This is a genomic window from Reyranella sp., assembly GCF_050185545.1.
Classification (GTDB): Bacteria; Pseudomonadota; Alphaproteobacteria; order Reyranellales; family Reyranellaceae; genus Reyranella.
This window is the reverse complement of the sequence record NZ_JBFWZI010000007.1, coordinates 1-14,492: the sequence shown is the minus strand read 5'-3', so window position 1 is coordinate 14,492 and position 14,492 is coordinate 1. Positions and strand designations below refer to the sequence as shown.

Here is a 14,492-nt window from a genome sequence, read left to right as displayed (position 1 = left end):
CCTACCTGCCCTTGCTCTTCTCGATCATCTCGACGAAGCGGTCGAAGAGATAGTGGCTGTCGGTCGGGCCGGGCGACGCCTCGGGATGGTACTGGACGGAAAAGGCCGGTTTATCGGTGCAGCGCAGGCCTTCGTTGGTGCCGTCGAACAGCGAGATATGAGTCACCTCGACGGTCTCGGGCAGCGATTCCGGCACGACGCAGAAGCCGTGATTCTGTGACGTGATCTCGACCTTGCCGGTGGTCAGGTCCTTGACCGGCTGGTTGGCGCCGCGATGGCCGCGCTCCATCTTGCGCGTCTTGCCGCCGAGCGTCAGGGCCAGGATCTGGTGACCGAGGCAGATGCCGAACAACGGCACGCCCTTGTCGAGCACGCCCTGGATAGCGGGAACGGTGTAGCCCGTCGTCGCCGCCGGATCGCCTGGCCCATTCGACAGGAATACGCCGTCGGGCTGATGGCGCAGGATGTCGTCGGCCGTGGCGGTCGCGGGAACCACGGTGACCCGGCAGCCGGTGTTGGCGAGGCAGCGCAGGATGTTGCGCTTGGCACCGTAGTCGATGGCGACGACGTGATAGCGCGCCTTGTCGAGCTTGCCGTAGCCCTTGCCAAGCGCCCATCTGGTCTCGTCCCAGGCGTAGGTCTGCTTGGTCGTTACCTCGATTGCGAGGTCCATGCCGTCCAGCCCGGGCCATTCCTCGGCGATGCGGCGCATCTCCGGGATATCGAACTTGCCGTCCGGTGCATGAACGACCACGCCGTTCGGCGCACCGCCATCGCGGATGCGCCGCGTGATGGCACGCGTGTCGACGCCGCAGACACCCGGCAGGTCGTGGCTCTTCAGCCAATCGTCGAGCGGCTTCACGGCACGCCAGTTGGCGGGACCGGTGATGTCGCCACGCAGCACGACACCGCGCGCCGCCGGCGTGATGCTTTCGATATCTTCGAGATTGGTGCCGACGTTACCGATATGCGGGAAGGTGAAGGTGATGATCTGGCCGGCGTAGGAGGGATCGGTGATGATCTCCTGGTAGCCGGTCATCGACGTGTTGAAGCACACCTCACCCACGGCATGGCGGCCTGCACCGACACCCTTGCCCCAGAATACCGCACCGTCGGCCAGCACAAGGGCGGCCGTGGCCCAACGCGGCGCGGCGTCAGTCGCGCCGGCGGTAGAAGGGGAAGTCATGATGAGCTTGTCCGTTCGTGCGGCCCAGCCCGGCTGCGCCCGGGCGGGCGACCGGCAGGCCGCGCGGTTTGTAACCAAGCAGTCGCACAGGGTCAAGGTAATGTCGACAGCCAATTGACCAGCGTTTTCAAGAGCTTATTGGCCTTGCCAACACCTCGGCGCGGGAGCTTTGCCAACACCTTGGCCTGGGATTAGTTTCCGCCCCGCATTCCACCGAGGCAATGACCATGCTGCGCGACAAACTGAACGATGCGCTGAAAGAGGCGATGCGCGCCCGCGATATGGCGTCCGTAGGCGCCATCCGGCTGATTCTGGCCAAGCTCAAGGAGGTCGACATCGCCGCCCGCACGGAGGCCAGCCGGGAGGGCGTCCCCGACGACCGGATCCTGTCGATGCTGCAGGGCATGATCAAGCAGCGCAACGAATCGGTCGTCCTCTACGAGAAGGGCAATCGACCGGAACTGGCCGAGAAGGAGAAGGCCGAGATCGCCGTGATCGAGCGCTTCCTGCCCCGGCAGATGGACGAGGCCGCCATGGAGACGGCGGTGCGCGACGCCATCGCCGCCGCCGGCGCCAAGACGATCAAGGACATGGGCGGCGTCATGGCGGCCCTGAAGGCCAAGTATGCCGGCCAGATGGACTTCGCCAAGGCATCGGCGACGGTAAGGAAGGTCCTGGCGGGCTGAGGCGATTCATCGTCTTCCCGGACCGCGGGCGTCCCGCCCGCTCATGATGCTGCGAGCGGGCTAATTCAGGCATAGGGGCCCGCGGGCGTCCTACTCGTTCGGACGCCATGAGCGGGCGGGACGCCCGCGGTCCGGGAAGAACATGAGCGCCGATGACCGGCGCTCCAGCGACGCCATTCAAGTTTCCCCCGCAATTCTTCGCCTTTCTCGTGGCGCTGCGGGATGTTGGGGCCCATCCTTGGCGTATGGCCTTTCCCCCGGGCTTCCTCGACGAGCTGCGCTCGCGGCTCACCTTGTCCGAGATCGTCGGCCGCAAGGTCGTGCTGAAGCGCAAGTCGGGGGCCGAGTATCTCGGCTTGTGCCCGTTCCATAACGAGAAGACCCCCTCCTTCACGGTCAACGACCGGAAGGCCTTCTTTCACTGCTTCGGCTGCGGCGAGCATGGCGATGCAGTGGGCTTCGTCATGAAGACGGAGAATCTCTCCTTCCCGGAGGCGGTCGAGAAGCTCGCGCGCGAGGTCGGATTGGCGGTGCCCAGGGCGACGCCTGCGGAGCGCGAACGGGCCGAGCGGGTTGCCACCCTGCACGACGTCGTCGAGCAGGCGGCGCGCTTGTTCCAGAAGCAGCTCCGCCTGCCGGTCGGCCGGCAGGGCCTGGACTATCTGCGCGGACGCGGCCTCGACGACGCAACGATCGACGATTTTCGCCTGGGCTTCGCCCCCGATGCGCGGGATGGCCTGACAGGTGTCCTGCAGCGCGAGGGTGTTCCCCTCGACAAGCTGCTCGAGGCCGGCCTCGCCATTCAGCCCGACGACGGCCGGCCCGCCTATGACCGCTTCCGCGGCCGCGTGATGTTCCCGATCGCCGACCGCCGCGGCCGGATCATCGCCTTCGGCGGCCGGGTCATGGGGCCCGGCGAGCCCAAGTACCTCAACTCCCCCGAGACACCCCTGTTCCACAAGGGCGCCAATCTCTATTGCCTCGACCGCGCCCGCCTCGCCGCGGCCAAGGACGGACCGGTGATCGTGGCCGAGGGCTACATGGACGTGATTGCCCTTCATGGCGCCGGCTTCACCGGGGCGGTCGCCCCGCTGGGAACCGCGCTGACGGAGGGTCAGCTTGGCGAGCTTTGGAAGCTCGCCGACGAGCCCTATCTCTGCTTCGACGGCGACAATGCCGGACGGCGCGCCGCCGGGCGGGCGGCTGAGCGCGCCCTCCCCCTGCTGCGCGACGGCAAGAGCCTGCGCTTCCTTGCCCTGCCGGCCGGCGAGGACCCCGACAGCCTGATCCGGGTTCGCGGCGTCGACGCGATGCGGCGGGCTCTTTCCCTGGCACGCCCCCTCGCCGACGTGATCTGGGACCTCGAAACCGACGGCCGGGCCGCCGACACCCCGGAACGGAGGGCCAGCATCCAGCGGGCGGTCGAGCGGCGGGTGGCGGAAATCGCCGATCCCGTCGTGCGCAATTACTACAAGTCCGACATGAAGGAGCGCTTTGCCAGCCTGTGGCGGCCGGCCGTTTATCAGGCCGGACGCCGTGGCGACCGGCGCCCGGATCGGCGGTTCGAGCACGATCAGGCACCCTTTGCCGCCGGCGCGGCGGCCCGCCGGGCCAGCGTCGATCTCGACGAATCACGCCAGCAGCGCATCCTGCTTGGCGCGCTGCTCGAGCGCCCATTCCTGCTGCACATCCTGGCCGAGGAGCTGGCTGAGCTGCCGATCGCCAATGCCGAGCTGGCGCGGCTGCGCCAGGGGCTGCTGGATGCGCTCGCACTGGCCCCCTCCGGGATCGATCCGGCTGCGGCAGAATCGCTGGCTGGCGACGTCGACGCGGATCCGCTTCTTGAAGTTGGCCTGCTCGAAGCGCATCTGGAGCGCCTCGGGCTGGGACGAATTGCGGCCAACGCCCGGGACAAGGCGCGCGGCATCTTTCGCGAGGCCCAGTCCGGCGGGGCCCAGTCCGGCGGGGGCCAATCCGGCCAGGCCCAGACCGGGCCGGACGATTGGGTCGCCCAGTGGCGCCGGGCTGCCCGGCATCTCGGCCGATTGGCCATCGAACCGAGCGAGCTAAAGCAGGCCGAGCAGGCTCTGGCCGAGGATCTGAGCGAGGAGAATTTGCATCGACTCCGGGAGATCCTGGACCGGATGCGCCGGATACCAGGGGACTCCGAGACGGCATAGCCACACCGGATACGATTTGAGCAGGGAACCTCTACCGCCGCTTGAACTTTGCTCCCATATAGTAGAAGGGTAGATTTGCGGGGCCGCCCTCTCCGCCTCCTCTTCTTGCAGCTAATTCCGCGGCCAGAACCGGCCGCTCTGTCTATTTGTGCACCCAAGGATCACGAATGGCGACCAAGACAGCAACTGTTGTCCAGCCAGAAGCCACCGATACCCGCGAAGAGGGGCCAGACGCCCCCCTGCTAGACACCCTGGGGGCCGAGCTGAAGAAGCTTGTCCAGAAGGGCAAGGAGCGCGGCTATATCACCTATGACGAGCTGAACGCCGCCCTGCCGCCCGACGAAGTGTCGTCCGAGCAGATCGAGGACACGATGGCGATGCTGTCGGAGGCCGGCGTCAATGTCGTGGAGGCCGAGGAGCAGGAGGACACCCTTTCCGCCAACCCGGCCGAGCCGGCCAAGACGGCGGTAGTCGCGGCAGAGGCGACGGGCGAGGATGAAGAGCTCGGCCGCACCGACGACCCCGTGCGCATGTATCTGCGCGAGATGGGCAGCGTCGAGCTGCTGAGCCGCGAAGGCGAGATCGAGATCGCCAAGCGCATCGAAGCCGGCCAGGACAGAATGATCGGCGGCATCTGCGAGAGCCCGATGACGATCACGGCGCTGCTGACCTGGCGCGACGCGATCAACGAAGGCCGCATGCTGCTGCGTGACGTGATCGACCTCGAAGCGACCCAGGGCGGCGCGCCCGGCGAAGGCAAGGGCGCCGCCGTGCCTGCGGCCGCCGCCGCTGCCGCGGCAGTGCCGATGCCTCGCCCGGCGGTGCCGAAGCTCGTGCGTCCGCCGACGCCGCCAGCCGCGAACGGCGAGGCCACCGAAGGCGGCGTCACGACGGAAGGCGGCGAGGAGGACGACGAGAACGCGCTGTCGCTGTCGGCGCTCGAGGAGAAGCTCAAGCCCGAGGTGCTGCGCACGCTCACCCGCATCGCCAAGGTCTATGCCGAGATGTCGAAGGTGCAAAATCGGCGCCTGTCGACCCTGAGCCGCGGCCAGAAGCCCAGCGCCGAATTCGAGAAGAGCTACGAGCGGCACCGCAAGAAGATCGTCGAACTGGTGCGCACGGTGCACATCAACGCCAACCGCATCGAGCAGCTGAAGCTGTCGCTATACGACCTGAACCGCAAGCTGATGATGATGGAAGGCAAGCTGATGCGGCTTGCCGAGGCTTATCGCATCCCGCGCCAGGAGTTCCTCGACAACTACCTGACCCACGAGATCGACCCCAACTGGCTCGACAAGGTCGGCAAGCTGTCGGGTCGCGGCTGGAAGGATTTCGCCAAGAAGCGCCCGGCCGACATCGAGAAGATCCGCGCCGAGATCAAGGTGATCTCCGACTCCGCCGGCGCGCCGATCTTCGAGTTCCGCCGCATGTGCAAGACCGTGCAGGACGGCGAGCGCGAGATGATGCGCGCGAAGAAGGAGATGATCGAGGCCAACCTGCGCCTCGTGATCTCCATCGCCAAGAAGTACACCAACCGCGGCCTGCAGTTCCTCGACCTTATCCAGGAAGGCAACATCGGCCTGATGAAGGCGGTCGACAAGTTCGAGTACCGCCGCGGCTACAAGTTCTCGACCTACGCGACATGGTGGATCCGGCAAGCGATCACCCGCTCGATCGCCGACCAGGCGCGCACCATCCGCATCCCCGTGCACATGATCGAGACCATCAACAAACTGGTCCGCACCAGCCGCCAGATGCTGCACGAGATCGGCCGCGAGCCGCAGCCCGAGGAACTCGCCGAGAAGCTCGGCATGCCGCTCGAGAAGGTGCGCAAGGTCCTGAAGATCGCCAAGGAGCCGATCAGCCTCGAGACGCCGATCGGCGACGAGGAGGACAGCCATCTCGGGGACTTCATCGAGGACAAGAACGCAGTCATCCCGCTCGAGGCGGCGATCCAGGGCAATCTGCGCGAGAGCACGACCCGCGTGCTGGCGACCCTGACGCCGCGCGAGGAACGCGTCCTGCGCATGCGCTTCGGCATCGGCATGAACACCGACCACACGCTCGAGGAGGTCGGCCAGCAATTCTCGGTGACGCGCGAGCGCATCCGCCAAATCGAGGCCAAGGCACTGCGCAAGCTGAAGCACCCGAGCCGCTCGCGCATGCTGCGAAGCTTCCTCGATCAGGGTTGAAGCGAATCAATTCATCAACGTCGCCAGGTGCGAGCTCTGGCGGCGCAGGAAGGCCTCGAGGCGGGCATCGTAGTCGGCGACGACGGCGTTGCGCACGGACGGCCGGTTGGCGAGCGCGCAGCGCCACGCCTGGACTTTGGGCAACCCGTCGAAGGTGCCGAGATCGACGATCCGGTCGAACACGTCGAAGTAGCGGAACACCGGAGCGAACACCGCGTCGACAAGGGCGAAGCGCGCGCCGGCGAACCACGGACCGCCCCCCAGCTCGCCTTCCAGGCGGGCAAACTTCTCGCGCAAGGTCCGACGCCTGGCCTCGAATGCGGCCGCATCGGCCGTGGTCTCGATCGCCCAGATGTCGCCCAGGATCGACGAGCCGAATTCCATCCAGCCGCGATGACGTGCCCGATCGAGAGGATCGGCGGGATGCAGCGGCGCGCCGCGGGTCTCGTCCAGGTATTCGACGATCACGGCGCTCTCGAACAGCACCTCGCCATCGACCTGCAGCAGCGGTACCTTGCCGAGCGGCGACATCGCCTTGAACCAGTCGGGCTTGTCGGCGAGGTCAACGGTGCGCCGTTCGAACGGCACGCCCTTCTCCGCCAGCGCTATCGCGGCGCGCTGCACGTAGGGACAGAGGTCGAATGAAACGAGGGTCAGCACGGCGGTCTCCAGTTAGATGCAATTGCATCCATATAGGCCGGACCGGCAAGCCGATCAAGGTTGATGCAAATACATCGATCCCTATGATGGCACGATGCCCAGCCCGCCTTCCGACGCCGTTGTCCGCGCCTGGACCCGCCTCGAGCGCGCCCACCGCGCTGCCCTGGCCGACGTGCAGGACCGCCTGAAGAAGGCCGGGCTGCCGTCGCTCGAATGGTACGATGTTCTGCTCGAGCTCGAGCGTGCCGAACCGGCCGGCCTCCGGCCCTTCGAGCTGCAGAAGGCGATGCTGTTCGCCCAGTACAATCTGTCGCGCCTGATCGACCGGATGGAAACGGCGGGGCTGGTGGCGCGGGCGGCGAGCGAATTGGACGGTCGCGGCCAAGTGCTGCATACTACGCACCAGGGACGCGCCCTTCGCCGACGAACGTGGCCGACCTACGCTGCGGCGATACAGCATGCGGTCGGACGGCACCTTTCCGAGGCCGAGGCGCGGACGTTGGCGTCGCTTCTTGGCCGGCTGCACGGGGCTGTGGACTAAGGCGCCCCTGCCCAATTCCGGCCACAACTCGCCGGTACGCATTTCCGAGCCGGCCGGGCAAGCAGGATGACGATTAGGAGCCTTATGAAACGAAGCGTCGGCGTCGGGCTGTTGCTTCTCTCCGGATGCGATGTGGCGAGGAACATGCGGGACGACTTCACACGTCTGACCTCGAGCAAACCAGCGGCCTCGCAGCCGAAGAAGAGCATGCCGCCAACCCAATCGGCTCCCACGCAGGCCAGCCAGCCCGCGACGTCTCCCTCGCGCACAGCGACCGCCGCCCCGCCGGCTTCGCCGGCGCCCGCACCGGCCCCCATCGGCTCGCTGCCGCTCGCCGGCAAGAGCGAGTCCGAGATCCGGGCGGCATTCGGAGCACCAAGCGCAGAGGAGGAACGGCCGCCGGGCAAGCGTTGGCGCTACCGCGACGGCCAATGCACCCTCGACATCCAGCTCTATCCCAATGTCGAGACGAAGCAGTTCACCACACTTGCGTACGATGTGAGGAACAATGTCGACAGCGATGAAGGAAAGCGGCTCTGCATGGCCCAATTCCAATCCCGCCTCGGAAATGCGCGATAGCCCCGAAGCCAGGATCCGGCTCGCATTTGTCGAGGACGACGACGACTATCGCGAGGTCGTCGGCAACGAGCTCACCGATCACGGCTTCGACGTCGAGGGCTTCGGCGATGGCGAATCCCTGCTGGCGGCGTTCGAGGACGGCGCCTCCGTCGACATCATCCTGCTCGACTGGAACCTGCCGAGCGTGTCGGGCATCGATCTGCTACCGCGACTGCGTCGCAACGGCATCAACCTTCCCGTCGTCTTCCTGACGGGACGGTCGCAACCGGTCTACGAGAAGCTTGCGCTCGATCGCGGCGCAGTCGACTTCGTCGACAAGGGCCGCGGCGTCCCCATCCTTGCCCACCGGCTCAAGCTGATCCTGTCGGCCAAGAGCAACATCAACCCGAGCGATGCGGAGAGCTTCCATTGCGGCCGCCTCATGCTGAAGCCCGGTACGAGCCGGGCGTTCTGGGATAACGTCGATCTCAATCTGACGACGACGGAGTTCAAGATCGTGCATCTGCTTGCCGCCAACGTCGGCAGGTTCGTGACCTACCGCTCCGTGTATGATTGCATGCACTACGTCGGTTTCATTGCCGGGAGCGGCGAGAATGGCTACCGAACGAATGTCCGCTCCTGCATCAAGCGAATCCGCAACAAGTTCCGCGCTGTCGACCCCGAGTTTGCCGAGATCGACAACTATCAGGCCTTCGGCTACCGCTGGGGCAAGGCCTAGGACGGCAGCGACGACCGGCTGGCGGCGGGCCATCCGCCGGCTGGCCGGCTCGCTGACGCTGAAGCTTGCCGCCCTGATCGCCATCTTCATTGCACTCCCGGTCGTGCTCTATGGCCGGTTCGAAAGCGCCGACCGCCAGACACGAGAGCTCGTGACGCGCGCCATCCAGGACCGCAGCGCCCTCATCGCGGACGTCCTGGCACCGACCCTGAGAGAGCTCGATCTCACCAATGCCGCGTCGCTCAACGCCGACCTTGCCCGCTACGGCAGCGATGAGACGACGCTCAAGCTGCTGTTCCAGCCGGCCGGCGGCCAGCAGGCGGGGCAGTTCTACTTTGTGGCGTCGGCGCCGCAAATCAAGGCGGAGCGGGTGTCGGCCGAGCTCGACGAGCTCAACCGGCGCGGCATCCTCGGGCGACTGTCGGGCGCCTGCACGGCCGGGGCGAGCGACGAGATCCGCTACCGGCAGGCCAGCGGCGCGGTCGAGCTCCTGACCTCGATCATCCCGATCAGCGGTGCCGCCGGATGCTGGGTGCTGACGACGACCCACAGCACCGAGGACTTCCTGCGGACCTCGATCGGCCGGCCTTACTGGCAGACCGAGGAGATACGGGCCGCTGCGGCGATCTATGTCGCCCTCGCCTTGCTGGCAATCCTGGTCGCCGTCGGCATCCGGCTCGGCCTGCGGCGTTTTCGCGACGTCGCAGCCGAGATCGGCGCCGGCCGCATCGGCGATGACGCCTTCGCCCGCCGCAACGTCGTGCCCGAGCTGACGAGCGTCGCGCGCGATTTCGACCGGCTGGTGCTCGCCCTCAAGCAGGCATCGCGCCAGATCCGCCAGTCGGCGGAGGAAAAGGCCCATTCCTTCAAGACTCCCCTGGCGTCCATCCGTTCGGCCCTCGAGCCGGTACGCCGCACCGTGCCGGAAGACGACCGGCGTGCCCGGCGGGCCCTCGAGGTCATCGACTCCGCCCTCGGCCGCCTGTTCGATCTCGTGGTGGCCGCCCAGCGCCAGGAGATCGGCACCGCCGACCTGATCGGCGCGCCACGCCTGCCCATCGATCTCACCGGCCTGGTCGAGAGCGTGACCGACGACCTCGCCGAGATGCTCGACGAGCACGGCATCCATCTGACCATGGAGCTCGCCCCGGCCATCACCGTGCGGGCCGGCCAGGGCATGCTGGAGACGGTGGTGCACAGCGTGCTGGAGAACGCCGTGAGCTTCTCGCCGCGCGGCAGCACGATCTTCGTCCTGCTGGTCGGCGACGGGCACGCGGCCGAGCTGACCATCGCCGACGAAGGGCCGGGAGTCGACGGGGCGCTGATCACACAAATCTTCGAGCGCAACTTTTCTTTCCGCCCGCGCAACATCGCGTCGCGGCCTTCCGACCATGCCGGCCTCGGCCTGTGGATCGCCCGCAGCACGGTCGAAGCGCTCGGCGGCTCCATCGAGGCCGTCAACCGCCCCGCTGGCGGCCTGTCGGTCACGATCACGCTGCCGCAGTAGGCCTCTTCTGGACCGCGGGCGTCTCGCCCGCTCATGATTTGTGAGCATGAGCGGGCGGGACGCCCGCGGTCCACATGAGCATGACCCCTCCGTCCGCGACTACGCGGACACCCCCAGCGAAGCCGAGGAGGAGAATCATTCAGCCGAACTTCGGCATCACCCTGGTGGCCATGAGCTCGAGCGAGGTCAGGATCTGGTCGCGCTCGTGGAGGCCCTGCGGGATCAGCAGTATCACTTCGTCCTGATCCGGCAGCACCTGCTGCACCTGGTCGAGCCGGCGCGCGATCGTGTCGGGCGAGCCGACCAGCAGCTCGGGCACGCCCTGGCCGAACGGCGTCGCCCAGCTTTGCCAGAACCACATCATGTCCCTGGCCCATTCCTGGGCCTGCGCATCGGTCGGCGCGCAGATGAAGATGCCGCCCCAGCCGGCCTGCTGGCCGTTCTTCACCATGCGGCCGTGCCTGGCCGCCTCCTCGGTGTAGCCGCGGCAGAGCTGATCGTAGAACTTCAGATTGTCCGTAAGCACGATCGGCTTGCCGCCATACTTGGCCCAAAACAGCGCCGTGCGCATCGACGCGGCAAAGCCGCCGTAGAGCGGCGGATGCGGCGTCTGCAGCGGCCGTGGCGCGATTCCGACCTGCTCGATCTTCATCGCCGGCGTCACGCCCCGGCCGTACTTGACGTAGACTGGATGCTCGTGCGGATTGACCATGCCGGCGGGCGGGAACGTCCAGTACTTGCCGTGATGACTGAAAGTCTCGTTCGACAGCGCCTTCACCACGACGTCGACGAACTCGCCGAAATACTCGCGATTGGCGACGTCGGCGGGCTGATCCTTGTTCCACGGCCCGACCGCGTTCAGCTCGTCTCGGATCTTGAAGTTCTCGACCCAGCGCGCCTGGTAGCCGCGCACCAGGCCGACGCCGAAGCGACCGCCCAGCATGTGATCCATGGTGGCGATGTCCTCGGCCACGCGCAGCGGATTGTGCGTCGTAGACACGAAGCCGCAGGTGATGATGCGCAGCTTCTTCGAATGCCGGCCGAGCCACATCGCCATCAGGCGCGGATCGTTGGAGATCTCGAAGCCTTCGATCTGCAGATGGTGCTCGGGATGGCCGAAGCCGAAATAACCGGCGTCGTCGGCGAAGCGGGCATACTCGGCGATCTCGTCGAGCATGCGCTGATAGAGCTCCGGCTTGCGCCCCGCCATGCCCGCCTCGAGCTCGGCCCGGCGGCCGACCGTGCAGTACATGAAGAGGCTGAAGCGCACGACGGCCTACGCCGCGAGCTTGTAGAGCTCGGCCACGTTGTCGCGCAGGATGCGCTTGCGCAGCTCCGGGCTGAGATGGGCCGTCTGCTCGGCGATCACGTCCCGGCTCCACGGCCAGGTCGAATCGCTGTGCGGGAAATCGCTGGCCCACATCAGCTGGTTCGGATCGAGCATGTCGGCGAACTGGAAGGCGGTCCAGTCGTCCTGGAAAGTGAGCGCGATGTGTTCGCGGAAATACTCGGATGGCAGGCGGGCGAGCTCCTTGCCCTTCATCCAGTAGCGGTGCCGCTTGTAGGCGTGGTCCATGCGGTACATGAAGTGCGGCGCCCAGCCGGCATCGGCCTCGACGCAGACGACACGCAGCTTGGGATGGCGCTCGAAGACGCCGCTGTACACCAGCATGCCCATGATGTCCTGGCAGCCGCGGATGATCGACAGGAAGGAGTTGATCTTGGGACCGCGCGGCTTGGTCATGGTGTTGTCGCCGCTCGAGGTCAGGATATGGAACGAGAGCGGCATCTCGAGCGCCACAGCGGCTTCCCAGAACGGATCGTAGATCGGATCGTCGTAGTCCTTGTCGCGGGGATTGCCGGGCATCATGACGCCGCGAAAGCCCATTGCCTTGATGCGCTCGAGGTCGGCGATGCCCTCTTCCACGCTGCGCATGGCAGTCTGGCCAAGCCCGATCAGGCGATCCGGGGCGTGGGAGCAATAGGACTGGAGCCAGCGGTTGTAGGCGTCGAAGCAGGCCTTCTTGTAGTCGAAGTCGGGGTGGTTGCAGAGCATCATGCCGACAGTCGGATAGATGATCTCGGCGCCGACGCCGTCCTTGTCCTGGTCGGCCAGACGGCAGCTCGGGTCCCAGCCGCTGCGGTGCAGATCCTCGAATTTGGCACCGCCCAGGCGAATATCCTGCGGCGCCACGCCTGCCGCAGCGACGAGCCCCATCGGCACCGGCGTCTTCATGCCGTCGACGACGTAGATGTCGCCCAGCCCTTCCTTGTTGACGACGTGGGGCGCCTTGTCCCGCCATGCCGGGTCGATATGGTCGACGTAGCAGTTGGGGGGTTCGGTGATGTGCGAATCGGCCGAAATCGGGCGCCAGTCCATGCCGTAGCTCCTTGCCTTATCCGGCAAAGGGTAGGCAGAGCAGGCCGCAAGCGGCAAGCCGTCGCGTGCGAAGGATTTCGGCGAGCGGCAGCGGTTGAACCCCGCCTCCCCCTATGGCATACCCCCGGCCGCGCGCTGCCGTAGCTCAGTGGTAGAGCACTCCCTTGGTAAGGGAGAGGTCGACAGTTCAATCCTGTCCGGCAGCACCAGCGCCTTCACAGCTAGTTCCGGTCCGAACGCCACCTCGGAGCGCCGCGACCTCGAGACGTACGATCTGACTGGCGGCCGCATCGCCGCGAATGGCGGGCGATGACCTCGGGCCTGTCCGCCCGGCAGGTTATCGCGCGCCTCTTCGGGGCAGCTACATCCTGGGCAGGATGGCGATATCCTTGGCGCCGGTGGCGAGACCGTCGATCTTGCCGGCGGCCGTGGCTTTGCCCGTCGCCAGGTCGATCGACCACAGCTGGCCGTCGATGAGAGCCCACGCCTCGTTCCTGGTTCCATCGGACCAGATGTCGAAGGCGATGGTGTCGAACCTGGCGCCCAGCGGCCCCACCGTGTTGAGGATCCCGTCGTTGGGCGGCGCCTGCTTCACGAGCGAGCCGCTGGCGGCATCGATGTCGAACAGCGTCGTCTCCTTGGTGCCCTTGACCGAATTGGTATAGGCGCCGGCCACGACCTTGGGCGTCTTGTCCTTGTTGGCATCGGTGGCAGCGTACTTGAGGCTTCCGTCCTTGACGACCTTGCCGTCGTCGACATTGACGCGCAGGCTGGTGCCGTCGCTGCCGATGACGCGCAGGCGATCCGCTGCGGGGTTGAAATCGACGCTGGCGATCACACCGGTCGGCAGCATGGTCTCGAGCTTCGACTTCATCGTCGCCTTGCCGTCCGTGGCAATGGTGTAGAGCGTGCCGTCGGCGGTCAGGCCGTACAGCACCCCGTCAGCGGGACGCACGTCGACCCCGACGAGCGGCGCGGCGGTTCCGGTCACCTTCATCGTCTTGATGACCTTTTTCGCGGCCGTGTCGACGATGGCCATCGAGCCGTCGGCCATCAGCACGCCGACATCGGCCGCCTGGGCAGCGCCCGCGAGAAGCAGCAGCGACGATGCGGAGCAGGCCAGGAGTCTCTTCACGATTATGTGTCGTTCCCTCTCTGTTGGGCGCCCGTTGTCATGACGGTCGCCCTTCAGATACTGGCGACCCGCCCTGCCGGATTTGCTTCGGAGGCTTGGGAGCGATCACACCGTCGTTACTGCGGCGATCGAGATGTTTGCCGATGACGGGCGAGACCCTCGGCGCGTGCGGTGCGCACCCGACACAGTGAAATGTCGGCTGCTCGCAAGAAGCTCATGGCTGAGGGCGTTCACCAGCAAGAACCAAGGTCCGCCGGGAGCGCGCCACTCCGTGGCGCTCATGGCTGGACCGCGGGCGTCTCGCCCGCTCATGAATCATGAGAAGAGCGGGCGAGACGCCCGCGGTCCAGAAGAACATGAGCGCCACGGAGAGGCGCGTCCCGGCCACGCGTTTCATCCTCAAGGATCGGCCATCAGGCCGGTGGTCAACGCCAGTGGCGCGTCTTCTTAGTGATCGACGATGATCGCGCCACCGTGGCGGAGTTTACTTGCCGCCAGTGGCGTGCCCGCAGTGCATCTTGAGGCGACACGATCGCCCGAACGCACAAACGACAAGGGCGACCCGAAGGGCCGCCCTTGCACGTTCAATCTTCCGGCAATCTACTGGATGACGATCTCGACGCGGCGGTTCTGCGGCTCGCGCACGCCGTCGCCGGTCTGCACCAGCAGGCCCTGCTCGCCGCGGCCGATCACCGTGATCGCCGTCGCCGGCACGCCCTCGCGCACCA

Annotated in this window: 12 protein-coding genes and 1 tRNA gene; 8 read left to right on the top strand and 5 right to left on the bottom strand. The window is 66.5% G+C overall.

What is annotated here, in order from left to right:
• Window position 1: 1 nt before the first annotated feature.
• Window positions 2-1,186 carry a glutamine-hydrolyzing carbamoyl-phosphate synthase small subunit gene (gene carA / locus AB7O82_RS03205; protein ID WP_428539511.1) on the bottom strand — a complete coding sequence of 395 codons (1,185 nt, stop codon included), beginning with the start codon at window positions 1,184-1,186 and terminating at the stop codon, window positions 2-4.
• 227 nt (window positions 1,187-1,413) lie between these two features.
• Here carA and AB7O82_RS03200 point away from each other — a divergent pair, with 227 nt between their 5' ends.
• The 3 genes from AB7O82_RS03200 to rpoD all read left to right on the top strand — a co-directional run bounded on the left by AB7O82_RS03200 (window position 1,414) and on the right by rpoD (window position 6,244).
• Window positions 1,414-1,872, top strand: coding sequence for a GatB/YqeY domain-containing protein (locus AB7O82_RS03200; RefSeq protein WP_428539508.1), 459 nt, complete (start codon window positions 1,414-1,416; stop codon window positions 1,870-1,872).
• A gap of 152 nt (window positions 1,873-2,024) precedes the next feature.
• On the top strand, window positions 2,025-4,052 hold the full coding sequence (gene dnaG, locus AB7O82_RS03195; RefSeq protein WP_428618642.1) for a DNA primase: 2,028 nt from the start codon (window positions 2,025-2,027) through the stop codon (window positions 4,050-4,052).
• Window positions 4,053-4,219: 167 nt separating this feature from the next.
• Window positions 4,220-6,244, top strand: coding sequence for an RNA polymerase sigma factor RpoD (rpoD, locus tag AB7O82_RS03190; RefSeq protein ID WP_428539502.1), 2,025 nt, complete (start codon window positions 4,220-4,222; stop codon window positions 6,242-6,244).
• Window positions 6,245-6,250: 6 nt separating this feature from the next.
• Here the strand turns inward: rpoD and AB7O82_RS03185 are convergent, their stop codons facing one another.
• Window positions 6,251-6,904, bottom strand: a complete 654-nt coding sequence (locus tag AB7O82_RS03185) for a glutathione S-transferase family protein (protein WP_428539499.1) — start codon at window positions 6,902-6,904, stop codon at window positions 6,251-6,253.
• Window positions 6,905-6,998: 94 nt separating this feature from the next.
• Here AB7O82_RS03185 and AB7O82_RS03180 point away from each other — a divergent pair, with 94 nt between their 5' ends.
• The 4 genes from AB7O82_RS03180 to AB7O82_RS03165 all read left to right on the top strand — a co-directional run bounded on the left by AB7O82_RS03180 (window position 6,999) and on the right by AB7O82_RS03165 (window position 10,249).
• Window positions 6,999-7,445, top strand: a complete 447-nt coding sequence (locus tag AB7O82_RS03180) for a MarR family winged helix-turn-helix transcriptional regulator (protein ID WP_428539496.1) — start codon at window positions 6,999-7,001, stop codon at window positions 7,443-7,445.
• An 84-nt stretch (window positions 7,446-7,529) separates the two neighbouring features.
• Window positions 7,530-8,024, top strand: coding sequence for a hypothetical protein (locus AB7O82_RS03175; protein WP_428539493.1), 495 nt, complete (start codon window positions 7,530-7,532; stop codon window positions 8,022-8,024).
• Window positions 7,954-8,742 (top strand): response regulator transcription factor, encoded by a 789-nt coding sequence (locus tag AB7O82_RS03170; protein WP_428539490.1) that lies wholly within the window; start codon window positions 7,954-7,956, stop codon window positions 8,740-8,742. The genes AB7O82_RS03175 and AB7O82_RS03170 overlap by 71 nt, the downstream gene beginning before the upstream one ends.
• Window positions 8,690-10,249: a sensor histidine kinase gene (locus AB7O82_RS03165; RefSeq protein ID WP_428539487.1), complete on the top strand. Its 1,560-nt coding sequence runs from the start codon at window positions 8,690-8,692 to the stop codon at window positions 10,247-10,249. Before AB7O82_RS03170 ends, AB7O82_RS03165 begins: the two co-directional genes overlap by 53 nt.
• A gap of 139 nt (window positions 10,250-10,388) precedes the next feature.
• Here AB7O82_RS03165 and AB7O82_RS03160 read toward each other — a convergent pair whose 3' ends face one another.
• Both AB7O82_RS03160 and AB7O82_RS03155 read right to left on the bottom strand, forming a co-directional pair.
• The gene (locus tag AB7O82_RS03160) at window positions 10,389-11,519 is read right to left on the bottom strand and encodes an LLM class flavin-dependent oxidoreductase (RefSeq protein WP_428539484.1); all 1,131 of its coding nucleotides are present in this window, start codon (window positions 11,517-11,519) and stop codon (window positions 10,389-10,391) included.
• Between the two features lie 6 nt (window positions 11,520-11,525).
• Window positions 11,526-12,629 (bottom strand): amidohydrolase family protein, encoded by a 1,104-nt coding sequence (locus AB7O82_RS03155; protein WP_428539481.1) that lies wholly within the window; start codon window positions 12,627-12,629, stop codon window positions 11,526-11,528.
• Window positions 12,630-12,763: 134 nt separating this feature from the next.
• Here AB7O82_RS03155 and AB7O82_RS03150 point away from each other — a divergent pair.
• Window positions 12,764-12,838, top strand: a tRNA-Thr gene (locus tag AB7O82_RS03150).
• A gap of 152 nt (window positions 12,839-12,990) precedes the next feature.
• On the opposite strand, the gene AB7O82_RS03145 is transcribed toward AB7O82_RS03150, so the two are convergent.
• A complete protein-coding gene (locus AB7O82_RS03145; RefSeq protein WP_428539478.1) occupies window positions 12,991-13,764 on the bottom strand; it encodes a DUF4394 domain-containing protein in 774 nt (257 codons plus the stop codon).
• Window positions 13,765-14,492 lie beyond the last annotated feature (728 nt).